Genomic DNA, 25002 nt, shown 5'->3' with positions numbered 1-25002 from the left:
CATCCTCCTGTCGAAGTTTCGGTGCATTCCTGGCTGCTTCACGGCTACTTCCCTGGCTCCGCCTTGCTCGCATCGGCGTCGGTATTCGCCTTGGATTTGATAAAAGCGATCAGTGCGTTTAACTCCTGATCACTCGGAGCAAAGGCCGGCATGACGGGTGCATAGCCTTTGACGATTTTGGCGCTGGGATTAAGAATCGAATCCTTTATATAGCCCTCATCGACCTTGATACTCGTACCGTCGGCCAGGGTTTCTGCCTTGCCATACACGCCCTGCCAGCTGGGGCCGACACCCTTGCTGCCATCGACACTGTGGCAGGCCAGACAGCCGAGCGACCCGGCCAGCCGCTGCCCCTGCGTCGCCAAGTCGTCACCTGGGCCCGACGCGTCGCTGGCAGAAGGTTCATTGTCTTGCCGCGCAGCACCCAGCGATTTGATCAGGGCGACGAGAGCACCCAGTTCATCGTCATTGAGAGTATAGGCCACCATTATCGGCGGGTAGCCCTGTACCAGTCGGGCCTTCGGATCGAGGATCGACTCTTTCAGGTAGGCCTCATCGACCAGCACACTGGTGCCATCGGCAAGCTGTTCAGTGCGGCCGTATAACCCCTTCCATCCCGGGCCGAGACTGTTATTGCCATCCTGGCTATGGCAGGCACCGCAGCCGTATTTTTCGACCAACAGGCGACCTTTTTCCAGCACGCTGTCCCGACTGGGTTTGGCAGCTGTCGTTAATGTCTGGGCAAAAGTCGGTTGGCTGTTCAGCCATTGATCGAAGGCGCCTTGCTCTTCCACGATCATATGGCCGCGCATGTTGTAATGACCTACGCCACAATATTCAGCGCAAAGGGTTTCATATTTTCCGGTTTTAGTCGGCGTAAACCAAAAGTACGACACCATCCCTGGCACCATGTCCATCTTGCTGCGAATTTGCGGTACATAAAAATCGTGCAGAACATCTTTAGAGCGCAATAAAACTTTCACCGGCCGATTGAGCGGAAGGCGAACTTCATTATTTAATACAAGCACATCGTCTTGCCCTACAGGATCCTTGGGATCAAGGCCGAGGGGATTGGCAGGATCAATAAACTTAATATCCGATCTGCCCAGCTTTCCGTCTTGACCGGGAAAACGAAAGGCCCACTGCCACTGCTGGGCGACCACTTCAAGTTCGTAAGCATTTTTCGGCACCCGGATGAAATCGTTGTAAACAACCAGACCTGGCGCCAACATCCCGGCAATACCCACTGAGGTAACGATAATTAACCATACTTCCAACTTTTTATTTTCTGGCTGGTAAGCCGCCCTGGAACCCTCCTTGTGACGATACCGCATCACGGCTACCGCCATAAATACCGTGATGGCGATGAAAAATATTCCGCTAATGATCAGGGTGATGAAGAGGGTGGTGTCTATTGACCCCCAGTTGGAAGCTGCCGGTGTCGCCTGCCACGGCGCTAGTATATGAAACAGCACTGATGCAATAACGATTAGTATCAAGACAATTGCTATTGCCATTTTCTCTTCATCCTATTCCTGTTGCTCAGTGGTGATGCAAAAGCATCGCCACTGACGTCCAAGCAGGGCAGACAAGTACCATCCATTGCGACGGTAAAATCAGCCAGAAGTATAGTGCATGGACGGAACAGGCGCTTTTTCTGAGAAACGGCTGACCAATATTCCAATTCGAACATTACGTTAATTGTTTAAAGCTATTCGCTACATGCAACTATAGATATTCAGCATCACGTCTCTCGGGACTAGATGGGCATAGATCAGTCAACATGATTGGAAAAACGCTGAAAAACATCCCATCACATGAGTTTTTCCGATGAAGCAGATGACCTTCTGCCGACGCGGTTACAGCAAGCGAGGCCCGGTCGCCAGCTATACTCACTTCCGATGACGGATGGCAGAACTGGCCAGAAGCGGATTTCATTGAGAAGAGACAAGAGCCACAGAGTCCCGCAGTCCACAACGGAGGTTTCGCGTCATGAGTGCCTTGACGATCGAAGGCTGGTGCAAAGTCAACGGAGAACAAAAGTCGACCCCGGTGGGGGAAATCCATTTTTACGTCGATGGAACCCTCCATCTGGGTCTGGAACAAGCTGAAGAACGCCTGCAGAAGACCCATGAGCGTGAAGCCATGGTCGATGTCGACATGAGCTCACTGGAATTGATGCTGCCAGAGGGATATGGACCTTTGTCCGACTGCCAAATGCGCGTCTATATACACAACGAGCGCGGTCAGTTCCATTTGGTCGGGCATAGAGCGAGTGATGGAAGTTTGATCTACAGCAACGCGGTTTTGATTGATCAGTTGCTTGAGTAGCTACGACGGGATTCTCGGCATCGGATTTCCCCTGTTCGATACCCTTCACCCGACCGGCTACCAAGGGCTGTAAATTCACTCGCGCTGTGACATTGTTTATTTATCCTGCACAAACACTAAAAATCGCAGCCTACGGTTGCGATTTTTTTTATCTGAATAAAGGACATGCCCCATGGACCGATTCCAGGAAATGCAGGTCTTCGCCGCCGTGGCCCAGGAACAAGGTTTCTCGGCGGCGGCACGGCGTTTGGGGATGTCGGCGGCCAGTGTCACCCGGGCAGTGGCAGCACTTGAGAAGCGCATTGGCACTCTGTTGCTGACGCGTACTACCCGCAGCGTGCATTTGAGCGAGGCGGGGCAGCGTTATCTGGAGGATTGTCGGAGGATTCTTGCCGAACTGCAGGAAGCGGAGGATTCGGCCGCCGGCAGTCATGCCCAGCCCCGCGGGCAACTGACGATCACCGCGCCGGTGTTGTTCGGTGAGTTGTTTGTCACACCGGTGATGGTCGGTTATCTCTCTCAATTTCCTGAAGTCAGCATCAATGCCTTACTGGTTGACCGGGTTGTGAGCATGGTCGAGGAGGGCATTGATGTGGCGGTGCGCATCGGTGAGTTGCCTGACAGCAATCAACATGCGATTCGAGTGGGTGAGGTGCGGCGGGTGGTTTGTGCTTCCCCGACGTTTTTGGCGGCCCGTGGCAGGCCACGGCACCCAAACGAGCTCACTGCTGCCCCGATCGTTGCAACGTCGTCCATTGGGCAGCAAAGAACCTGGCCATTCCTTGAAGGGGGCGAGCCGCTGAATGTACGTCCGGAACCGCGTCTGGTGGTCACCGCCAATCAGGCGGCCATCATGGCGGCATGCATGGGTTTGGGATTCACTCGGGTCCTGTCTTATCAAGTGGCCAGCAACGTTGCCGCCGGTGAATTGGAAATCGTGCTGGCTGACTTCGAGCTACCTGCGTTACCCATTCATGTGGTCTACCAGGGTGGCCGCAAGGCGCCGGTGCGAGTCCGCAGTTTTGTCGATTTCGCCGTGACAACATTAAGAGAACATCCGTCGCTGCGCGGTTAATGGGTTATTGCGCTGAATGAAATAATGGATTGCGTTTACTGGTTATTCTGTTGTTTTGGTTGTGGGTGGAAGATGGCGTCCATCGGTGCTGATCCTTCCTGAACGGCGCCACCACCCAGCGGAGTCGACCATGCAAGCGATCAAACTCTACAACTTCCCTCGTTCCGGCCATGCTCACCGTGTGGAGCTGATGCTGTCGCTGCTGCAACTGCCGACCGAGCTGATCTTTGTCGATTTGGCCAAGGGCGAGCACAAGCAACCGGACTTTCTGGCACTCAATTCGTTCGGTCAGGTGCCCGTCATTGATGATCAAGGCGTGGTGCTGGCCGACTCCAATGCGATCCTGGTTTATCTGGCTCAGAAATATGGAAACGGTCGCTGGCTGCCGGCTGATCCAGTCGGAGCAGCCAAGGTTCAGCGGTGGTTGTCCGTTGCCGCCGGGCCAATTGCCTTTGGCCCGGCCAGGGCGCGGGTGATCACGGTGTTTGGTGGGCCTTACAACGCTGAAGAGGTCATCGCTTATTCCCATACCGTGCTCAAAGTGATCAATCAAGAACTGGCTGCAACGCCGTACCTGGCGGGCGCCGAGCCAACCATCGCCGATGTGGCCGCCTACAGCTACATCGCCCATGCGCCGGAAGGCAATGTCTCGTTGGACGACTACGCCAACATCCGCGCCTGGCTGGCGCGGGTTGAAGCCTTGCCTGGTTTTGTCGGCATGCCGCGTACCGTGGCCGGTTTGCAAAAAACTGCCTGATGCTCACGGCCCGACCTGCTCGGGCTGTTCACTGTGCGCAATAGGCGTAGGGGAAAACCGTTATGGAACATTCACCTTGGCACACCGGCGAGAAACAGCTGCAAGCTCATGTGGGTGTTGCCGAGCGAATGGAGGCGTTCGGTCGCAGGGTGATTCGCAGTCAGATGCCGGATCAGCACCGCACGTTCTATCAACAACTGCCGTTCATGCTGTACGGCGCCGTAGATGCCGATGGCAACCCTTGGGCCAGCATTCTTGAAGGGCCGCCGGGCTTCGCTCATTCTCCCGACCCTTCACTGTTGCAGTTCGACTGTTTGCCGAGTGCCGATGACCCCGCGCAACTGCAAGACGGTGCCGCCATCGGTCTGCTCGGTATCGAACTGCACACCCGACGTCGCAACCGCCTCAATGGTCGAGTCGACGCGGTGACGGCCGGCGGATTCGGCGTGACGGTGGAGCAATCATTCGGCAACTGCCCCCAATACATTCAATTGCGCCAGTTTCGCTCGGTGCCATTGGCGGACCCCGCGAGCCGCGTTGCACAGCACCTGAATGAACTGGATGACGCGGCCAGAGCCATGATCGTCGAGGCGGATACGTTCTTTGTCGCCAGCTACGTGGACGTCGATGGTCAGCGTTCGGTGGATGTTTCTCACCGGGGCGGGCAGGCCGGTTTCGTACAGGTAGAGGGCAATCGCCTGACCATTCCGGACTTCGCCGGCAACCTGCATTTCAACACGCTGGGCAATCTGCTGATCAATCCTCGCGCTGGTTTGTTGTTCATCGATTTCAATTCAGGTGACCTGCTGCACCTCTGTGGGCGCACCGAGATCATCCTCGACGGCCCGCAAATCGAAGCCTTTCAAGGCGCCGAGCGGCTGTGGACCTTCGAGGTCGAGCGCGTGGTGCGTCGGCCTGCGGCGCTGGCCTTGCGCTGGCGCTTCGACGGCATGTCGCCCACCAGCCTGCTGACCGGCACTTGGACGCAGGCCTCCGCGCGTTTGCAAGCCAAGGCCTTGGGTGATTGCTGGCGGCCGCTGCGGGTAGTGCGTATCGAATCGGAAAGCCAAAACATCCGTTCGATTTATCTGGAGCCCACCGATGGCGCCGGGTTGCCGGTGTTTCAGGCCGGGCAGCATTTGCCCCTGCGATTCAACATTGCCGGTGATGTGCATATCCGCACGTATAGCCTGTCGAGCGCGCCGTCTGATGATTTTTTCCGTATCAGCGTGAAGCGTGACGGGTTGGTGTCATCGCATCTGCATGAGCGGATTCGTGTCGGTGATGTTCTGGAGGCCCGTGCGCCTCAAGGGCATTTCACGGTGGCACCTCATGAGCGGCGCCCGCTGGTGTTGCTGGCCGCGGGCGTGGGCATTACGCCGCTGCTGTCGATGGTGCGCGAAGTGGTTTATCAAGGCCTGCGCACGCGAAGCATCCGCCCGACCTGGTTCTTCCAGAGTTCGCGAGCCTTGGCCGATCAACCGTTTCGCTCGGAACTGAACCGCTTGCTCGACGGGCTCGGCGACGCGGTGCGCGTCCTGCGTTTGCTCAGTCAGCCGGAGCCCGATGCGCGTGAAGGCGAAGAGTTTGACCTGACCGGGCGGATCGACGCCGACCTGCTCAAGACCATGCTCGAGGTGGAAGACTACGATCAGCTGGATTTTGTCCTCTGCGGTCCAGGCAGTTTTACCCAGGCGATGTACGACAGCCTGCGTGAGATGGACATCCGTGATTCGAGGATTCACGCCGAGACCTTTGGTCCGTCAACGTTGCGCCGGATACCCGACCCGGATGCCGTGGTCATCGAGCAACCACCGGCCGCCACGACATCGGTGGCGGTCGTGTTCGAGCGCTCGGCCAAAGAAGCGCGCTGGAAGCCCGATAGCGGGAGTTTGCTGGAGTTGGCCGAAAGCCGTGGTTTGCGCCCGGAGTTCAGTTGCCGCGGCGGATCCTGCGGGACCTGCAAAACCCGTCTGATCAGCGGTGCGGTGAGTTATCCACAGGTACCGGCAGAAGTGCCCGGCGCAGGAGAAGTGCTGATTTGTTGTGCGGTGCCGGCGCAGGGTTCGCAGCCGTTGGTGCTGGATCTGTGACGCAGGACTTGTGGGTGAACCCATGTGGGAGCGAGCCTGCTCGCGAAGGCTTTCTGACATTCAACTTTTATGTCGACTGACACACCGCTTTCGCGAGCAGGCTCGCTCCCACAAAGAAGCAGTTATGCGTAGGACAGGTATTTTTCTTCCAGCAGTTCTTCGTACAACTCTGTCCACTTGCGGCCCATTTCGTCCGCCGTGAATAATTTCCGATAACGCGCCTCAGCCTTCACGCCCATTTGCGCCGCGCGCGTCGGGTTTTCCCACAGCGTGCGCATTGCTTCACGGAAGGCCTGTGGATTACTTGGAGGAACCACCAGCCCGGTTTCGTTGTGAATGTTGATGTAACTGGTGCCGGTGCCGATCTCGCTGGAGATCATCGGTTTGCCATACATCGCGCCTTCCAGCAGCGAAATACCGAACGCTTCTGAGCGCAGGTGCGACGGGAACACGATGGCGTAGCTCAGTTGCAGCAGCGCCACTTTGTCTTCGTCGCCCAGGCGTCCGAGGAAGTGAATATTGCGCAAACCCAAAGCTGCCGCCTGGGCGTGAAGTTCCGCTTCCAGTGGGCCGGCACCGACAATCACCGTGGGGTAATCCAGGTCCTTCAAGGCGTCGAGCAGGATGTGCAAACCTTTGTAGTAACGCATCACCCCTACAAACAGAAAAAACTTATCCCCAAGCTTCTGCCGCCAGTGGGCCATGCGCTCGCTGTCGGGCTGTGGATAACCTGCCTTGTTCAGGCCGTAGGGAATCACGCGGGTCTTGTCCTGAAACTGCTGAAGCACATCGCTGGTGTGCAAGTAGTTGGGGGATGCTGCGACGATCCGGTCGGCGCTGGCCAGAAAGCGGTTCATCAGCGGCCGGTAGAGTTTGAGCAGGTGTTTCTGGCGAATGATGTCCGAGTGGTAGGTCACCACGCTCGGTTTATTCACGCCGCTGGCGAAATGCACCAGGTCCATGAAGGGCCATGGAAAGTGATAATTGACCACGTCGGCTTCGGCCGCCAACTCGCGAAACTGTTTGAAGACGCTCCAGGAGAACCCCGTGGAGGCGAACTGAATGTCGAGTCTGGCCCGATGAACTTCGTGATGGCCAAGCTGAACCACCGGCGGGGCAGGATCGGCACTGAGTGTCAGCACCTGGCCTTCAACGCCGTGCTGGGCTCCGCTTTCGCACAACTGGAAAATAACTTGCTCGATCCCGCCGACCGAGTCAGGCAGGTACGTCTTGAAAAAATGAAGAACTCGCATTCAACCTCCCATAGCCTGGCGGTAGGCGCGGGCCGTAACCTGCGCACAGCGTTCCCAGGTAAAAAGCCTTGCTTGATGTAATCCGGCTTCTCGGCATACCTGCCAATGCGCTTGATCATCGATCAGACGGCTCATTGCATCGCGTAAGCCGTCGGGTTCGTCCGTTTCAACATAGTTGCCCGCAGCGCCTGCCACTTCGGGCATGGCCGAACGTCGAGTCAGAATGACCGGCGTGCCGCTGGCCATGGCCTCCAGCACCGGCAGGCCAAAGCCTTCATAGAGCGACGGAAAAATCAGCGCCCGAGCGCCGGCCAACAGTTGTGCCACTTGTTCGTCGGGCAGATAGCCCAGCAAACAGACGTGACCGCAGGCCAAAGCCTGATGCAGTTCTTCACTGAACTGCTCGCGCTGCCAGCCGGCCATGCCGACGATCAGCAGTGGAAAACGCTGACGGACCGATTCAGGCAGTCGGGCGTGGGCGCGCAGGGCCAAGGTTAGATTCTTGCGCGGCTCCAGGGTGCCGACACAGAGGAAGTATTCCCGTGGCTCGACGCCATGCGCCTTGAGGACTGCGTCGATGGCCTCAGGTGCCCTTGGGTGGAAACGCGCGGCTACGCCCAGTGGAGCAACGACAAAGCGTTCGGCCGGTAGCCCGAAATGCGCCTGAGCTTCATCAGCAATGTACTGCGAGTCGGTGAGAATCAGGCTCGCCTGGCGCACGCCGTCGGCCAGCCGCCGTTCGATTTCTCGCAAGCGCGCGGGCGGCTGTGTGTCGGGGTAGTGCAGATGTGTCAGGTCATGCAGGGTGATGACCGTCGGGCCCTCGAACGACAGCGGCCACAAGCTCGGTTCGTGGTAGAGGTCGATGGATTGCGCGCGACCTTGATCGAAGCGTTTCTGCTCCAGCCAGCGCCGGGCCTGATAGGCCCCCGGAATTTGCCGCAGCAGCGGCGTCAGTCGGGAATAACCGGGCATGGCCGCTTCAGGCAGCACGGAGCTCCAACCCCAGCCATGAAACAGCGCCAGTTCAACATCGGGCTCACTCGCAAGAGCGTTCGCCAGTTCGGCGACGTAGTGGCCGATGCCGGTACGCGGCGCCTGGAGGATCCGGGCATTAAGGGCAATTCGCATATTGCCTCTCTGGCATGACCGGCGCTTGTTCAAGATTGCGCAGGGTTCGTTCGGCCAATTGCGCACTGGCCTCACGCCAGCCGATCCAGCGCCAGTCGGCTACGTCGCGGGTCGCCGGGAACTGACCGCTGCGCTCGAAACGCACGACCAGGTCGGCCAGGCTGTGTGGCTCGGCCAGATCAAAGTACGCCATGAATTCACCACCGATTTCGCGAAAGACCGGAATATCGCTGCCCATGGCCGGCAATCCACGCTGCATGGCTTCCACCAGTGGCAGGCCGAAGCCTTCGACATAGGACGGAAACACCAGCGAGCTGGCGTGGCTGTAGGCATGTTCGAGGCTGGTATCGCTCAGGTCGTTGAACATGAACAGACGCTGGTTCAGTTGCGGGTGATTGCGTACCCGGCCGAGCAGTGCGTCGCACTTCCAGCCGATTCGACCGGCAATGCACAGCCGGGCGTTGGAGCCCGCCGCCCAAGCGAGCTCAAAGGCGTCCAGCAGGTAGTCGTGGTTCTTGCGCGGCTCGATGGTACTGACCATCAAAAACACCGGTTCCGGCGTCTGAAACAGTCGTGCAAGGCTCGGTTCCACAGCAGCGGTGGCTTCGCTCAGGTCGAGCTCGGAACCGAGGTGGAAATAATCGAACCACAACTCATTGGCCTTGGCAGAACCCAGACGGTGCTGCAATTCCTCGCGGACCTGATCGCGCACCGTGGCAGAAATCGCCACGTAGCCATCGGCGGTTTTCGTGATCCAGTCGAACCATTCGTTGAAAACCTGCACCAACCGGTTGTCGTAGAACTGCGGGTGAGTAAGGGGAATGAGGTCGTAGATGACTGCAACGATGCCCACGCCTTCACGTTTGAGCTGTTCGGCAAACGGGAAAAAATCGGTATGCCAGGACGAGTCCAGTAGCACCAATTGATCCCCCGGCTGGTGCTGCAACGGCGTGCAGCGTTTGGGCAGCTGATACTGGTTGATGCCTTCGATCACCCGCAGCGGAATGCTGAAGCAGGTGACCGCCGTTACCCGGTAGGCCACGTGCAGCAAACGCTTGATCACTCGCGAGTTGCTGCGATTGTGCAGGCGTTGATGCAGTTGCCAGAAACGGTGAGCCAATCGCCCCAGTCGTCCACCAAAGATCATCATGTGATCGAAAAACGGGATGTTCAGTGCGCCGAGCTTCAGCACTCGATAGAGTTTGCCTTTGAGCATCACGACCGGAATGCACTCAACCCCGCCCACACTTTCCGGCAGCTGATTGATGACGTTGCGCACCACGCGCTGAATGCCCGAATTGACCTTGGGGTGTTGAAACACGTGGGTGCATTCCACCAGCAGACGCGTCATGGCGTGCTCTCCGAGGTGATCGGCGTGTTCGCGCGAGTGATGGTGGTTTTCGCTCCCAGCCACGAGCAACCGACAAAGTCTTCGTGCCGGTTATTAATCACATGGAATACCAACCCGTAGTCGCGCCACTCGAAATTGCGGTCCAGGTGCGAATCCAGCCGAGACAGGCTCAGCGCCACGGAATAGTTGCCCTTGCCCAGGCCCATGACGAAAGCAAAGCGGTAGGTCACGCGCTCGCCGGCCTGCAGGTCGGTCAGAGCCTTGTCTTGACGATGGGTATTGATGCCGTACATGGCTTGGCCCAGGCGATCCTTGATCATGAAACCCAGCACCAGCCGTTCGATGTCCTGGCGGACTTCAACCTTTACCTCCAGCACCACTGGCTGACCGACTTCGGCGGCGTCGATGGATCGGTCGTTTTCGTCCAGCAGGCGCACGCTGAGAATCCCGGCTTCACCGGTACCGGAAATGGTGCTGACTTGACCACCAGAGAGCGCTTCCTGACGCACGGTCTGGCCTTCACGCTCGGCGAGCAGGGCGTTGTAGTAATCCATGACGGCTTCAGGTGTGCCGTGCATGGCCATGCGACCTTTTTCAAGGAGGATCGCCGAGTCGCAGATCGACTGAATGGCGGAGCGATCATGGGACACGATCAGCAGGGTGGTGCCGGCTTTGCGAAAGCTGCGGATGCGATCGAAACTTTTGTGTTGAAAGTAGGCGTCGCCCACTGAGAGCGCTTCGTCGACGATCAGGATATCCGGGCGTCGGGCGGTGGCCACGCTGAATGCCAGACGCATCTGCATGCCACTGGAATAGGTGCGCACCGGGTGATCGATGGCGTCGCCGATTTCCGCGAAACGTTCGATCTCGGGCATCAATGCTTCAATTTCTTCGACGTGCATGCCCAGCAGTTGCCCGGCCATGATCGCGTTCTGCCGGCCGGTGAAATCTGCGTGAAAGCCCATGCCCAGTTCCAGCAGGGCGGCGACACGGCCTTCGAGCTGGATGTTGCCGCAGGTGGGTTGGGTCGTACCGGTGATCATTTTCAGCAGGGTGCTTTTGCCGGCTCCATTGACCCCGACGATGCCCACCGCTTCACCGGGGGCGATCTCGAATGCCACGTCTTGCAGCACCCAGTGGGGGTGATGGCGAATCGGTGAAAACGGAATCAGCCATTCGGCCAGCCGACTCCAGCGCGTAGGGTATTGCTTGTAGGCCTTGCCCAGGCCGGTGACGCGTATGTGCCCCATCAGAGTTCATCCACCATTTCACCGACCCGCTGACGGAACAACCGCAGCCCGATCACGCAGAACACCACGCCGCTGACGAAGATGGGCAGTAGCGAACTCCAGACCGGCCATTGGCCGTAAAGAAACACGTTCTGATAGCTGGTGATCAGGTTGGTCAGGGGGTTGAGTTGCAGCAGACGTTGTACCCATTCCGGCAGGATGCTCATCGGGTACACAATCGGCGTCAGCCAGAACCAGAATTGCATACAGATAGCGAAGAATTGTCCGACATCGCGGAAGAACACGTTCATTACGCCAAGAATCATCCCTAATCCGGCACAAAACATGATTTGCAACGCCAACAGCGGCAGCAAGGCCAACAAGGCCATGCCCGGAAAACGTCCGGTGATCAGCAGAAAGCCGAGGAACAAGCCGATGATGATCGCGAAGTTGATACCGGCATTGAACAGCACGATCACCGGCAGGCAGATCCGCGGGAAGCTGATTTTTTTCAGCAGGTTGGCGTTATCCAGAAACATGTTCTGGCTGCGCAAAGTGATTTCGGCGAACAGCCCCCAAGTCAGCAGGCCAGCACAGAGGTAGACGCTGTAGGCCATGCCGTCATCCACGCCCGGTAAACGAGCACGCATGATGTGGGAAAAGATCACGGTGTAGACGACGATCATCGACAGCGGGTTGAGCACGGTCCACAGGGCACCGAACAACGAATTGCGATATCGCGACTGAAACTCTCGCTGGACGCTACCGAAGATAAAACCCCGATAGCCCCACAGCGAGCGGTACAGAGAAAGCAGCATTCAAACCGTCCTGCCGTAATGGTCTTCGAAGCGGACGATATCGTCCTCCCCCAGGTATTCGCCGCTTTGCACTTCGATGATCACCAGGTCGATCACGCCGGGGTTTTCCAGGCGATGTTTGTGACCGGCGGCAATGAACGTTGATTCGTTCTTGGCCACCAGGTGGGTGCCGGTACCGTTGTTGGTCACCTTGGCCATGCCTTCGACCACCACCCAATGTTCATTGCGATGGTGGTGCATTTGCAGCGACAACTTACCACCGGGTTTGACCACGATGCGTTTGATTTTAAAGCGCGGGCCTTCTTCGAGCACGGTGTAGGTGCCCCAAGGTCGGCTGACCGTACGGTGCAGGCGATAGGCTTCGTGCTCTTTGTCCTTGAGCTGTTTGGCCACCCGGCGCACGTCCTGGGCGCGATCAGCGTGGGCCACCAACACTGCATCGGCGGTGTCGATGATGATCAAGTTATCCACACCCACGGCCGCCACCAGACGGTCTTCGCTCTGGATAAAGTTGTTGTGACTGTCGATGAACACCGCGTCGCCGCTGGCGCGGTTGTTTTGTGCATCAGCCGGCACCAGCGCGGCTACCGCGCCCCACGAGCCGATGTCGCTCCAGTCGAAAGCGGCGGGCACCACAACCACCTTGTCGGAACGCTCCATCAGGGCGTAGTCGATGGAAATGTCAGTCATTTCCGAGAACAACTCCGGGGACAACTCCTGTTGCAGGAACCCGACGGTTTCCACCGGGTTACTGGCCGCCATGCAGGTTTTCGCCTGCTCGAGTAACTCGGGGGCGTGTATTTCCAACTCGGCCAGCACGGAGGCGATCGAGAAGCAGAACATCCCGGAATTCCACAGGAAGTTGCCACTTTCCAGGTAATGCGTCGCGGTTTGCAGGTCGGGTTTTTCGACGAAGCGCTGCACCTTGGCCGCCCCTTTATGGTCCAGCGCTGCGCCGGTTTCGATATAGCCAAATCCGGTTTCCGGAGCGGTCGGCACCACGCCAAACGTCACCAGAAAACCATCTTTGGCCAGATTCACGGCGTGTTCCACGGCGGTCTTTAAGGTATCTACGTTGAGAATCAAATGGTCGGCCGGCATCACCACCATGATCGCTTCGTCGCCGTGCAGGGCTTTCAGCGACAGCGCAGCCGCCGCAATCGCCGGGGCTGTATTGCGACCGGTCGGCTCAAGCAGAAAATGCCCGCGATGGCGACCGAGGTGCGCCTCCTGATAGTGATCCTTGCTCTGGAAGTAGTAGTCGCGATTGGTCACCGTGACGATATCGCCCCAGCCATCGAGCAAACCGGCGGCACGGCGGTAGGTTTTGCCCAACAGCGACTGACCATCGGGCAAGGTCATGAAGGGTTTGGGATGGCCCTCACGGGACACCGGCCACAAGCGAGTACCGGCACCGCCGGAGAGAATCACGGGAATCAGCATGGCCTACTCCTTGGCGACGCGTTTCATGTCCGCATCCATCATCATGCGGATCAAGGTATCCAGATCGGTCTTTGGCTTCCAGCCAAGTACGCGCTGGGCTTTGGCCGGGTTGCCCAGCAATACTTCCACTTCGGCCGGGCGGAAAAACGCCGGGTCGATTTTCACAAAATCGCGATAGTTCAGGTCGACGTGGTCGAAAGCGATCCGGCACATTTCGCGCACGGTGGTGGTCACGCCGGTGGCGACCACGAAGTCATCGGGCTTGTCTTGTTGCAGCATCAGCCACATCGCTTCGACGTAGTCGCCGGCAAATCCCCAGTCGCGCTTGGCGTCGATGTTGCCCAGACGCAGTTCCTGCTGTTTGCCCTGCTTGATGCGGGCGGCGGCGTCGGTGACTTTGCGGGTCACGAACTCGATGCCACGCAGGGGGGATTCGTGGTTGAACAGGATCCCGCTGCTGGCGTGCAGGTTGAAACTTTCGCGGTAATTCACAGTGATCCAGTGGCCATACAGCTTGGCCACGCCGTACGGGCTGCGAGGGTAGAACGGGGTGTTTTCATCCTGCTGCTCGGCTTGGATCAGGCCAAACATTTCGCTGGTGGATGCTTGATAAAAACGCGTATGCGGACTGAATTGACGAATGGCTTCGAGCAGGTGAGTCACGCCCAGGCCGTCAACGATGCCGGTGGTGACCGGTTGGTCCCAGGAGGCGGCGACGAAGCTTTGCGCGGCCAGGTTATAGACCTCGTCCGGGGCCGACTTGATGACCGCGCGCTGCACGGAGCAGGCATCGGCCATGTCGCCGTCCAGGTAAACAATGTCGCCCTCGACGCCCATCTCACGCAGGCGCCAGCGCGAATCGCTGCTGCGTCGCGCCACTAACCCGTGGACTTTATAACCCTTGTCGAGCAGCAGTTTGGCCAGATACGCGCCGTCCTGGCCGGTGATCCCTGTGATCAGTGCACTTTTTGTCATTCTTGTCGTACTCGCTTCTCCCAGTCGGACAGGATCGCCCGCAGGGATTGTTGTGTTGTGATTTCAGGCGCCCATCCTGTGGCCTGTGCAAGCTTGGCAGAGCTACCACAAACGCGACGCTGATCTGCGCGGCGAAGGCGTGTGGGGTCTTGAATCAATTGCATGTCGACCTGGGCGAGGTCCCCCAGTTGTTCGATCAAACTGCGAATGCTCTGCTCGTGCCCCGAGCAGATGTTGTAGACCTGTCCCGGCACGCCCTTTTCCAGCAGCGCCAGGTAAGCCGAAATTACGTCGTTTACATCCAGGAAGTCGCGTGTGACATCGACGTCACCGACTTCCAGTTGCGGCGCTTGCAAGCCTTGTTTGATTCGGCTGATCTGCCGGGCAGCGCTGGCGATGACGAAGCTTTCGCTCTGGCCGGTGCCAATGTGATTGAACGGGCGGGCGACCATGACCGGCCAGCCTTCGCTCAGCCCCCATTGCAGGCTCAGGAATTCCGCCGACAATTTGCTCACGGCATAGGGATTGCGCGGGCAGGGTGGCTGGTGTTCGGTGATGGGCAGATCGGTTTCGCTGACCTGGCCGTAAACGTCGCCAGAGCTGACGTACAGAAAAGTACCGTTGAAGCCTCGGGCCTTCAGGGCTTGAAGCAAATTCAAGGTGCCGAGCAAGTTAATGCCGAGCGTGCGCGCCGGATCGCGGAAGGCTTCAGGAACGAACGTCTGGCCTGCCAGGTGAATGACCGCGTCGGGCATCTCGGGCCACAGATCTTCGAGGCTGTCTGGCTCAACGAGATTGTAACGGGAAGTGGCAGGCAGAAGCGCCCAATCCGAGGCATCAGCGTTCAGGCGAGATTGGATGTGTTGTCCGACGAATCCACTGAGACCCGTCACGAACAGACGCTTTTTCAAACAGCAGCCCCTTGGTCATTAATCTCGTCCATTCCCCACAGGTTTCAAGGAGATGTCTGACAGACCGGTTGGATGACCGGGTCGAAAGACAGGCGAAATATTTTTGTTGTAGTTGTTTGGTAGCCAATCTGTGCCAATTGCTCGGCAATTTCAACAGGTCCAATCGTGACCAATCAGTTCTCAGTAGAGTCACCCGCTTTATTCTCGCCGGGCGGTTCACGAATCCTCAATGGATGTGTTTAGAATGCCCCTCGTCACGATAACCGGTGTTTGTTTGGGATCTTCCGAGACTCCGCGAATCCGACCATTAAAACAAGAACGTAGACGGGCAAGAAGACGATGGGCGATGACTGGCGAATRCCGGCTCGATCCATGGCTTTGCCGTCATAGAGTGGGGCTGCCGGGATGGCGGTTTCCTCGTGGGATGCCATGAATTTCATTCTTTACTCGGACGTCAACGACAGCTCCATCAGCCAGAGCCTCGGTCGTCCCGAATACAGTTACTACTTCGTGCTCAAGGCGTATCGCCCGGTGCTCGAAAGCCTTGGGCGCGTGCATGTGGTGTCCTCCACCGCCGAGGTCGATCCCCTCTACAAACAGCTGCAGGCCGCTGGCGAAGACAGTCTGTTCCTGTCATTTACGCCGCCGCAGAAAACCCCGAACGACCTTGAGTGCCCGACGATCTGCGTGGTGGCCTGGGAGTTCGACTCGATTCCCGATGAGCAGTGGGACAACGATCCGCGCCAGGACTGGACGCAAATGCTGGCGCGTCAGGGCCGGGTGATCACGCTCTCCAGTCATACCGCCCGGGCGATTCGTAAGGCCATGGGGGACGACTTCCCGGTGCTGGTGTTGCCCACGCCGTTGTGGGAAAACTTCGCGGCCATTCGCCGTCAGCACACCAGTGTCCCGGTGAACGCCGGTTCGACGCTGGAGATCAAGGGCTGCATTTTCGATACGCGTACGCTGGGGCTCAGCGCCGATGCACTGATTCCCGTGGTGCCGACCGCTGAGGAACTGGCCGCGCGCGAAGCCGAGCTGGAGGCGTTGAAGCCACCGCCGCTGACACTGAAACGTCGCTTCGTGATTGCCCGGCATTACCTGCACATGTGGCGCCGGGACATGGGCAAAACACTGCCGATTCCGGTGCATCGCACACACTTTCTGAGCCAGTGGTACTGGGAAGGCATTCGCGATTTGCTCTCGGATGCGGCACATGCTCGAGTGGCCGAATACCTGCCAGCCATCGCCGGCCCGCAGACGATTGCCGTGCCAGAACCTGAACCACGCCAATGGCCAGACACCACCTCGATGGTACAAACCCGGGTCGACGGCGTGGTCTACGTCACCGTGTTCAACCCGCGTGACGGCCGCAAGAACTGGCATCAACTGATCACCGCATTCTGCTGGGCCTTCCGCGAAACGGCTGATGCCACCTTGGTGCTGAAGATTACCCAAAGCGACCTGTCGTCCTATTACGACGAGCTGATGACCTTGCTCGCGCAGCTCTCGCCATTCGCCTGTCGGGTGGTGGTGATGCACGGTTACCTGGACGATCCGCAATACGCCCGGCTTTATGAAGCCGCCAGTTACTACGTCAATGCCTCGCGCTGCGAAGGCCTGTGCCTGCCGCTGATGGAGTTCATGGCCAGCGGTCAACCAGTGATCGCTCCGGATCACACGGCCATGGAGGATTACATCGATGAGCGCGTCGCGTTTGTGGTCAAGTCCAGCGAAGAGCTGACCATCTGGCCGCAGGACACACGGATCATTTACCGGACTCTGCGCTATCGCCCGGACTGGGGTTCGCTGAAAACCGCTTACGAAAACAGCTATCGGATGGCCAAGGCGCAACCGCTGGAGTATCAGCGCATGTCCCTTGCCGCCGTCGAACGTATGCACGACTACTGCGCTTTCGCTCCGGTGCAGAAGCGCCTGGCGGATTTTTTCGGGCTGGCGCCACAGGCTTTGCCGGCAGCGACTGTCACGGATAACGCCGCATGCTGATCATCATTCATTCGGAAACCAACCAGCACACCATTGCTCAGAATCTGGGGCGTTCGGAGTACAGCTATTACTTCGTACTCAAGGAGTACCGGCCGGTGTTGGAACGATTGGGGCGAGTAGTAGAGGTCAGCGACCCGCAGACCGAAGTCGATGCCTTGTACCTCGACTGCCTGGCCCGTGGTGAAGACTGCGTGTTCCTTTCGTTCTCGCCGCCGCATCGCACACCGATCAATTTCGCCTGTCCGACACTACCGGTGTTCGCGTGGGAATTCAGCACCATTCCCAACGAGCCCTTTGCCGGTGATCCGCTCAATGACTGGCGCACCGTGTTGCGGGCATCGGGTGCGGCGATTACTCATTCCAGCTATACCGTTGATGCGGTGCGCGAGGCGATGGGCACCGACTACCCGATCGTCGCAGTGCCTGCTCCGGTGTGGGACCGGTTTTCCGAGCGCGGTGCTCAACTGCAGTGTCAGCCCTTGGCCAGCCAGGTGCGATTGAAGATCAAAGGGTTGCTGGCAGACAGCCGCGAACTCGACTTGCGAGCCTTTGGGCCTGCGTCATCGCGCGAAGGTGTGGGCATCGATTTCGCGGCCCCGCCGAGTGAACACGAGTTGGTCCTCGACGGCGTGATTTACACCTCGGTGTTCAACCCCGGCGACGGACGCAAGAACTGGGAAGACATGCTCAGTGCCTTTTGCGTGACATTCCGCGAAGTGGACGACGCGACACTGGTGCTCAAATTGACGCACCACGATGCCGAAGCAGCGTTGACTGACATCCTTCACCACTTGTACAAAAACCAGTCCTATCGCTGCCGCATCGTGCTGATTTACGGCTATCTGACCGACGTGGACTACGAGCGTCTGGTGCAGGCAACCAGCTACGTGGTCAACACGTCCTACGGCGAAGGCCAATGCCTGCCGCTGATGGAGTTCATGTCCTGCGCAAAACCGGCAGTGGCGCCACGGACCACGGCGATGATTGATTATCTGGATGCCGACAATGCGTTCCTGATCGACTCCACGGATGAACTGACCGCTTGGCCTCATGACCCGCGCCGGGCGTTTCGTACCCTGCGTTACGTGACCAATTGGGCGTCGTTGTGCCGGGCTTACCAATCAAGCTATGACGTGGCCAAGGGTGACCCCGACCGTTACGCGCAGATGTCCGTGCATGCCGTGGCCAGCCTCAAGAAATTCTGCAGCCAGGCCACCGCCGAGCAGCGGCTTAAGGTGTTTTTTGAGCACCTGTTCGAGCACCGTGCCGTGGAAACCCCTGAAGCATGATTCGCGCATTGGTCAGAAGTTTCTTTCCTGAAGCGAAGCCTGCGCCCGCGCCGTTACCGGTTACGCCCACCCGTGTGTCGCCAAGAGAAGTGGGCTTGCACGATGCAATGCATGACGGCTGGTTTTCAGGCGACAGCGGCGAACTGCTCAAGGGATTTGCCATTACCGCCGACGACACCTTGCTGGACGTCGGTTGTGGCGAAGGGGTCGCGACCCTGTTTGCGGTGCGTCAAGGTGCGTCGGTGATCTTCACCGACAGTGAGCACGACAAGGTCCGCGATCTGGCGCGGCAAGTGGACGCGCAGTCGGATAAAGCCAATCTCGGTCTGGTCAGCAACAGCCTGCCACTGCCGCTTGCCGATGGTTGCGCGAGCAAAGTGGTGTGCATGGAAGTGCTGGAGCACATCGATCAACCCGAGCCGTTCATGGCCGAGTTGGTGCGTATGGGCCGGCCAGGTGCGCTGTATCTGCTCAGCGTTCCTGCGCCGGTGGGCGAGCATTTGCAGAAGGGCATCGCCCCGGCGAGCTACTTCCAATCACCCAATCATGTACAGATTTTTACCCCTGAACGCTTCGCCGCACTGGTCGAGGACGCGGGGTTGGTGATCGAGCATCGCCAGGCCACCGGGTTTTTCTGGGTGATGGGCATGATCTTCTTCTGGGCCAGTGAGCGTGCCGCCGGGCGCGATCTGGGCGGCGCAGTGCGTGACCGCATCCAGGCGCCGTACCCGCCGCTGATGGAAAGCTGGGCGAAAACCTGGCAGGACTTGCTGGCGCAACCCAACGGTTTGGCGATCAAGCACATGCTCGATCAGTTCATGCCCAAGAGCCAGGTGATCATCGCGCGTAAACCGGTTGATGCCGATGCAGCGTCCAGGAGGACGGCATGAGTAATGACAAACGGATCATGGACATCGAGTTGTTGCGCGGCATTGCGGTACTCGGCGTGCTGTTTCATCACCTGCAAGACAGCCTCTTTGCAGCCTCGGTGCCTTTGCTGCAAACCATTACCGCGTTCGGTCAGCCCTGGTGGGGCGTTGACCTGTTTTTCGCGATCTCCGGATTTGTCATCGCACGCAGTTTGATCCCGGCGTTGCAAGGTTGCAGTACCCGTCAGGAGTACTGGCAGCAGACGCGCAATTTTTGGCTGCGCCGGGCCTTTCGATTGTTGCCATCGGCCTGGTTGTGGCTGGCGCTGATGTTGCTGGCTTGCCTCTTTCTAAACCGCTCCGGCGCGTTCGGTACGCTGCACGCCAACGTGCAGGCGACACTGGCCGGTGTGGCGCAATACGCCAACTTCCGCTTCGCCGACAGCTTCTATCACTACGAATACGGCACCAGTTTTGTGTACTGGAGCCTGTCACTGGAAGAGCAGTTCTACCTGCTGTTCCCCTTGCTGATTCTGGTCTGCCGCAAGCATCTGGTCTGGGCCTTGCTGGCGCTGGTCGCGGTGCAATTGTTCACGTTGCGCACACCGATCCTGATGGTGGTTCGCACCGATGCACTGGCCCTCGGCGTGCTGTTGGCGATGTGGAGTGCGCAACCTTCGTACCTGCGCTGGGAACCGACGTTTTTGCGTCGCCCATGGGCCGGTGTTTCGGCGTTGATTGTGCTGTCGCTGGCGCTCAGTTTCATGGCGACTGATCGCTTTACGTTCACCCAATACCGCATCGGTGTGATTGCCGTGTTGTGCGCGGTGCTGGTCTGGGTGGCGTCCTACAACCGTGATTACCTGATGCCTCGGGGCCTGCTGAAGAATCTGATGACCTGGGTCGGCAGCCGGTCCTACGGGATTTACCTGATCCACATCCCCGCTTATTTACTGGTGCGCGAATTCACTTTTCGTTTACAGGCTGGCGGGTTGCCCAATCCGGCGGGTCATCCAATCCTGACGTTGCTGATGGCTGGCGGCCTGATTGTGCTGCTGAGCGAACTCAACTACCGCTACATCGAAATGCCCATGCGCAACCGCGGCGCCTCGCTGGTCAAGCGCCTGAGCACATCCCGAACAGCCGTCCCATCCTCTGGAGCTACCTCATGCTGAGCCTTTTGAAGAAACTCACGGCGGGCACGCCCGCTCCCGCGACGCCTGCGGCGGACAAGGTCGAGAAAGTCGACCCGTACATGCTCGGCCTGCACGACGCGATGCTCAGTGGCTGGTTCAATCAGCAAACCGGCGAGCTGTTCACCGGTTTCCCGGTGAGCGCTGATGACACGCTGCTGGATGTGGGCTGTGGTGACGGCGGTAACGTTCATTTCTGCGGCATGCGCGGGGCGAAGATCATCATCGCCGACATCGACGCGGCCAAGGTCGAATCCACCCGTCAGCGCCTCAGTGACACCCCTGCCCGCGATGTCGAATGTCACGTCACCGATTGCAATCCACTGCCGATTGCCGACGCCACGGCCACCCGCGTGGTGTCCACCGAAGTCATCGAGCATGTGGACGACCCGGCGCAGTTCCTCGCCGAGCTGGTGCGTGTCGGCAAACCGGGCGCGCTGTATTTGCTCAGCGTTCCGCACCCGAGCTCCGAAGACCTGCAAAAGGACATCGCCGCGCCGGAGTATTTCCAGAAACCGAACCACATTCGCATCATCAGCGAAGAGCAGTTCAAGGCGATGGTCAGCGACGCTGGCCTGGAAGTACTCAGCCACAGTCAGTACGGCTTTTACTGGTCGATGTGGATGCTGCTGTTCTGGGAAGCCAAGGTTGACTTCAGCAATGCCGACCACCCGTTGCTCAACCACTGGGCCGATACCTGGCAAGCGGTTTTGAGTTCGCCTCGTGGCGCGCAGATCAAGCAGGCACTGGATGCGGTCGTGGCGAAAAGTCAGGTGATCATTGCCCGCAAGCCGATGGCATAGACCTCTAAGTAGCAGCTGCCGAAGGCTGCGTCCGGCTGCGCAGCAGTCGTAAAATCAGGCGCTGCGGTTTTTCAGATAAACCGTACATTCAGGATTTACGACTGCTACGCAGCCGGACGCAGCCTTCGGCAGCTGCTACAAAGGTCCGCTTTGGCTCAAAGGTTTCTCATGATGTTTTTCACGCGTTTGATCGCCTTGTTGGCGGCGCTGGTACTGCTCAACGGTTGCGAGCAACAAGACGCGCCACCGCTCGATCAGCAGCTCTACGTCTGGCAACGGCAATGGACGCCGGCCCATGACGTTGCCCTGCGCGACAGTCGTGCGGACTTTTCGACGCTACGGGTGCTGGCCTTGCAGGCGTTTCCTCAGGCCGGTTGGCGTCGGGCGCGAATCGATCCGGGGCTGCTCAAACGCGATGGGCGGCCGCTGATTGCGGTGATTCGTCTGGATGGTCAGCTCAAGTCGTTGGACCAGGACGAAGTAACGGCGCAGATTCAACAGGTGCTCAGCGACTGGCAAGAGCAGGGGCTGACGTTGTCCGGCGTGGAAATTGACCACGATGCGGGCAACGCCCGACTACCGGCCTATCGAACTTTTCTGGCGCAGCTGCGTGCAGTTTTACCGGCGACTTTGTCGCTAAGTATTACGGCGTTACCGGCGTGGCTGGACAGTCCCGAGTTGCCGGCTCTTCTATTGACTGTCGATAGCAGCGTCTTGCAGGTGCACGCGGTGAGCGATCCACGGCGCGGGCTGTTCGACCCGGATCAGGCGCGAAAGTGGGCCAGAAACTGGAGTCGCCTCACGACGAAACCGTTCTATCTGGCGCTGCCGGCCTATGGTGTGGCCCTGTTGCCAAGCGCCAGTGGCGCACCGGTTGTGGAAAGCGAGGTGCCGGTGGGGCGGGGCGGCGAGCGCCGGGAACTGCTGGCTGATCCGCGGCAACTGAGCACACTTGCCGCTGAGTTGCGCGCCGATCCGCCGGCTCATCTGGCCGGCCTGATCTGGTTTCGCCTGCCGTTGGCGGGCGACCGCCGGGCCTGGAGCCTGACAACCCTGGGCGCGGTGGCTCGCGGTGACACGCTCGACAGTCGCTTGAGTGTGAAACTTAGTGCGCAAGACGGCCTCTATGACATCAGCCTCAGCAACCACGGCAACCTCGACACTGCCTGGCCCGAACGCGTGACCCTGGCCGTCGAGGGCTGTGATGGCGCCGATGCGCTGGCCGGTTATGCGTTGCAACAGAGCCCGGATCTGCTTACCTTCACCCGCCTTAGCGACGGCCGGATAGCGGCTGGTGGACAGCGAGCGGTCGGTTGGGCGCGCTGCACAAAAATTGATCAAGGAGGTTCGAATGTTCACCCGTAACTGGCCCCGCCATCTGCTCTGTTTGAGCCTCAGCTTGCCGCTGGGTTCGGCGCTGGCCTGCGGCCCGGACTTCCCGATGCGCCTGCTGGATAACCGCGGCCAGTCGTTGGCGGAGCTGCCGGAAGGCAATTTCCAGTTTGAGATCAACCGCCTCGGCCATGCGATCGCGGGGCTCAAGAATGTCGCGCAGTCGCCCTACAGCATGGAAGCTACGGATTACGCAGAACAGCGAGACACCGCTGAGCAGACCGGGCTGACGGCGGAACAGCAAGCGCTGGTGAAACAACTGCGCAGCCTGACGGATGCACATCAAGTCGAAGCGCAGGGCACGAGCCTGCCGGCCGAGCTCAGGCTGTATCTGGCGGGCGCTGTGGCGTTCAGTGCGGGCAATCATGGATTGGCCGCCGACTACTTCCGGAAAGTGCTGGCGTTGCCGGCCGATCAACGTGCCTTGCGCAGCACCTGGGCGGCGTACTCGCTGGGCCGGGCGCTGTTTGCCATGAGCACCGAGGCGCAAGCGTCGCCCGATCTGCTGGCGCAGGCGCGAACGGCGTTCGAGCAGACCCGTCAGCTGAGCATCGACGGCTTCAGCGACCCACTGGAGCTGGGTGTCGCCAGCCTCGGCGAAGAAGCTCGCGTGGCCCGTACCGCCGGCGACTGGGACAGCGCCATCGAACTCTACGCCGCGCAAAACCTCCACGGTTCAGCAGTCGGTTACACCTCGTTGAAGCTGTTGATGGCGGATCTGTTGGCGATGCCGGACGATCAATTGAGCGCGCTGCTCAAGGATAAACCGGTGCAACAACTGGCAACCGCGTCCTTGATCAGCCGCCTGGGCTGGTCATTCGGTGAACAACCAGCAAACGAATTGAAACTGATCAAGCTGCTGCAAAGCAGCACGCGCGGCAGCCTGGATAACGCGGATCGATTGGCCGCGATGAACTATCAACAAGGCGATTACGCCAGCGCCAAGACCTTCCTCGAACACGCCGGTGACGGCGGCCTGGCGTGGTGGTTGCGGGCGAAACTGGCATTGCGCGAGGGCGATAAAAACGCAGCGGCTGCGGCGTATGCCAAGGCTGCTCAGGCGTTCCCGCAGAATGAATCGTGGGGTGATCGCCGGACGCCGGACTTTGATTACGAGACGCTTCAGCCCAAGTGCCGGGTCGAGGGTGAAAGTGCAATTCTGGCGCTGCAACGCGGGGATTATCTGCAAGCATTCGATCAGCTGTATCGCAGCCAGAGCATCTATTGGCTCGATGCCGCTACAGTGGCCGAACGGGTGCTGACCGTTGATGAACTCAAGCATTACGTCGACACGCAGGTGCCTGAGCCACCTCCGTTGAGCCAAGAGGATCGCGACAACTACGTACCGCTTCCGGTGGCAGCAAAATTGCGCAATCTGCTCGGACGCCGATTGCTACGCGAAGAGCGCTACGACGAAGCGCTGGCGTATTTCGACAATGCCGATCTACAGAAAAAAGCCCGGTTGTATACGCAGCAACGTCAGCTGGCGGACGCCGCGTGGTGGCCGACCAAACGCGCCGCTGCCCTGTTCAATGCAGCCTGGACGGCGCGCGAGTGGGGGATGGACATTCTCGGCTACGAAATGGCTCCCGACTACGCCACGTTTGGCGGCAATTACAGCCTCGAAAACACTGATCTGAAAGTCGGACCATTAGTCGCCGAAGGTGAAGTTCAGCGCCAGCAAGCCAGTGCCGCCAAACCCGATGAGCGCTATCACTATCGCTTTGTGGCCACGGCATTGGCCAATCGCGCCGCCGATAACTTGCCTCACACCAGCCAGGCCTTTGCGGCGGTGCTGTGCGCAGCGGCGGGCTGGAACAGCAGCCTTGAAGAGCAAAGTGCTCTGTACCAACGCTATGTGAAGGAAGGACCTTATGTGGATTGGGCGGTGAATTTCGGTCACCAATGCCCTTATCCCGACTTCGAAAATGCCAGCAAACGTTACGTGACCCAGGCAACTGACGCGACGCGTTCGGTACTGCGGCCCTACAAGCGGCCATTGCAATACGGCGCTGTCATCGCCGTGACGGCAGTGGCGTTGCTGCTGATCAACCGTCGCCGCCGTCGTCGGGTGCAGTAAGG

General features: G+C 59.1%; 20 protein-coding genes. 11 read left to right on the top strand and 9 right to left on the bottom strand.

Going from position 1 to position 25002, the window contains the following annotated elements:
• Positions 1 to 44 precede the first annotated feature (44 nt).
• Positions 45 to 1517, bottom strand: coding sequence for a c-type cytochrome (locus AC1DWM_RS02540; RefSeq protein ID WP_477794572.1), 1473 nt, complete (start codon positions 1515 to 1517; stop codon positions 45 to 47).
• A gap of 475 nt (positions 1518 to 1992) precedes the next feature.
• Between AC1DWM_RS02540 and AC1DWM_RS02535 the strand changes: the two genes are divergently transcribed.
• From AC1DWM_RS02535 to AC1DWM_RS02520, 4 genes are all read left to right on the top strand, one after another.
• On the top strand, positions 1993 to 2331 hold the full coding sequence (locus tag AC1DWM_RS02535; protein WP_452628773.1) for a hypothetical protein: 339 nt from the start codon (positions 1993 to 1995) through the stop codon (positions 2329 to 2331).
• A gap of 172 nt (positions 2332 to 2503) precedes the next feature.
• The gene (locus AC1DWM_RS02530; RefSeq protein ID WP_223521351.1) at positions 2504 to 3406 is read left to right on the top strand and encodes a LysR family transcriptional regulator; all 903 of its coding nucleotides are present in this window, start codon (positions 2504 to 2506) and stop codon (positions 3404 to 3406) included.
• A 130-nt stretch (positions 3407 to 3536) separates the two neighbouring features.
• Positions 3537 to 4163: a glutathione S-transferase family protein gene (locus AC1DWM_RS02525; RefSeq protein ID WP_223521349.1), complete on the top strand. Its 627-nt coding sequence runs from the start codon at positions 3537 to 3539 to the stop codon at positions 4161 to 4163.
• Between the two features lie 62 nt (positions 4164 to 4225).
• Positions 4226 to 6256, top strand: a complete 2031-nt coding sequence (locus tag AC1DWM_RS02520) for a 2Fe-2S iron-sulfur cluster-binding protein (RefSeq protein ID WP_477794571.1) — start codon at positions 4226 to 4228, stop codon at positions 6254 to 6256.
• A 122-nt stretch (positions 6257 to 6378) separates the two neighbouring features.
• Here the strand turns inward: AC1DWM_RS02520 and AC1DWM_RS02515 are convergent, their stop codons facing one another.
• The 8 genes from AC1DWM_RS02515 to AC1DWM_RS02480 are packed head-to-tail and all read right to left on the bottom strand — an operon-like array spanning position 6379 to position 15367.
• Complete coding sequence (locus AC1DWM_RS02515; protein ID WP_223521346.1) at positions 6379 to 7509, bottom strand: glycosyltransferase family 4 protein; 1131 nt, start codon at positions 7507 to 7509, stop codon at positions 6379 to 6381.
• Positions 7510 to 8640, bottom strand: coding sequence for a glycosyltransferase family 4 protein (locus tag AC1DWM_RS02510; protein WP_477794570.1), 1131 nt, complete (start codon positions 8638 to 8640; stop codon positions 7510 to 7512).
• Positions 8624 to 9991, bottom strand: coding sequence for a glycosyltransferase family 4 protein (locus tag AC1DWM_RS02505; protein ID WP_477794569.1), 1368 nt, complete (start codon positions 9989 to 9991; stop codon positions 8624 to 8626). Before AC1DWM_RS02505 ends, AC1DWM_RS02510 begins: the two co-directional genes overlap by 17 nt.
• Positions 9988 to 11241: an ABC transporter ATP-binding protein gene (locus tag AC1DWM_RS02500; protein WP_223521340.1), complete on the bottom strand. Its 1254-nt coding sequence runs from the start codon at positions 11239 to 11241 to the stop codon at positions 9988 to 9990. The genes AC1DWM_RS02505 and AC1DWM_RS02500 overlap by 4 nt, the downstream gene beginning before the upstream one ends.
• Positions 11241 to 12038: an ABC transporter permease gene (locus AC1DWM_RS02495; protein ID WP_477794568.1), complete on the bottom strand. Its 798-nt coding sequence runs from the start codon at positions 12036 to 12038 to the stop codon at positions 11241 to 11243. The genes AC1DWM_RS02500 and AC1DWM_RS02495 overlap by 1 nt, the downstream gene beginning before the upstream one ends.
• On the bottom strand, positions 12039 to 13481 hold the full coding sequence (locus AC1DWM_RS02490; RefSeq protein WP_477794567.1) for a mannose-1-phosphate guanylyltransferase/mannose-6-phosphate isomerase: 1443 nt from the start codon (positions 13479 to 13481) through the stop codon (positions 12039 to 12041).
• A 3-nt stretch (positions 13482 to 13484) separates the two neighbouring features.
• A complete protein-coding gene (gmd, locus tag AC1DWM_RS02485; RefSeq protein WP_223521337.1) occupies positions 13485 to 14456 on the bottom strand; it encodes a GDP-mannose 4,6-dehydratase in 972 nt (323 codons plus the stop codon).
• Entirely contained in the window at positions 14453 to 15367 is a 915-nt protein-coding gene (locus AC1DWM_RS02480; protein ID WP_477794566.1) for a GDP-mannose 4,6-dehydratase, read from the bottom strand. The genes gmd and AC1DWM_RS02480 overlap by 4 nt, the downstream gene beginning before the upstream one ends.
• 429 nt (positions 15368 to 15796) lie before the next feature.
• On the opposite strand from AC1DWM_RS02480, the gene AC1DWM_RS02475 reads away from it, so the two are divergent.
• The 7 genes from AC1DWM_RS02475 to AC1DWM_RS02445 all read left to right on the top strand — a co-directional run bounded on the left by AC1DWM_RS02475 (position 15797) and on the right by AC1DWM_RS02445 (position 25000).
• Positions 15797 to 17374, top strand: coding sequence for a glycosyltransferase (locus AC1DWM_RS02475; protein WP_477794565.1), 1578 nt, complete (start codon positions 15797 to 15799; stop codon positions 17372 to 17374).
• Positions 17368 to 18663, top strand: coding sequence for a glycosyltransferase (locus tag AC1DWM_RS02470; protein ID WP_477794564.1), 1296 nt, complete (start codon positions 17368 to 17370; stop codon positions 18661 to 18663). Before AC1DWM_RS02475 ends, AC1DWM_RS02470 begins: the two co-directional genes overlap by 7 nt.
• The gene (locus AC1DWM_RS02465; protein WP_477794563.1) at positions 18660 to 19553 is read left to right on the top strand and encodes a class I SAM-dependent methyltransferase; all 894 of its coding nucleotides are present in this window, start codon (positions 18660 to 18662) and stop codon (positions 19551 to 19553) included. Before AC1DWM_RS02470 ends, AC1DWM_RS02465 begins: the two co-directional genes overlap by 4 nt.
• Positions 19550 to 20707: an acyltransferase family protein gene (locus AC1DWM_RS02460; RefSeq protein WP_477794562.1), complete on the top strand. Its 1158-nt coding sequence runs from the start codon at positions 19550 to 19552 to the stop codon at positions 20705 to 20707. Before AC1DWM_RS02465 ends, AC1DWM_RS02460 begins: the two co-directional genes overlap by 4 nt.
• Positions 20701 to 21528 (top strand): class I SAM-dependent methyltransferase, encoded by an 828-nt coding sequence (locus tag AC1DWM_RS02455; protein ID WP_223521330.1) that lies wholly within the window; start codon positions 20701 to 20703, stop codon positions 21526 to 21528. Before AC1DWM_RS02460 ends, AC1DWM_RS02455 begins: the two co-directional genes overlap by 7 nt.
• A 168-nt stretch (positions 21529 to 21696) precedes the next feature.
• Positions 21697 to 22893: a DUF3142 domain-containing protein gene (locus AC1DWM_RS02450; protein WP_477794561.1), complete on the top strand. Its 1197-nt coding sequence runs from the start codon at positions 21697 to 21699 to the stop codon at positions 22891 to 22893.
• Complete coding sequence (locus tag AC1DWM_RS02445) at positions 22880 to 25000, top strand: hypothetical protein (RefSeq protein ID WP_477794560.1); 2121 nt, start codon at positions 22880 to 22882, stop codon at positions 24998 to 25000. Before AC1DWM_RS02450 ends, AC1DWM_RS02445 begins: the two co-directional genes overlap by 14 nt.
• Positions 25001 to 25002: the final 2 nt, after the last annotated feature.

The organism is Pseudomonas sp. P4_C8 (genome assembly GCF_056401975.1).
This window is presented reverse-complemented; position numbering and strand designations above follow the sequence as displayed.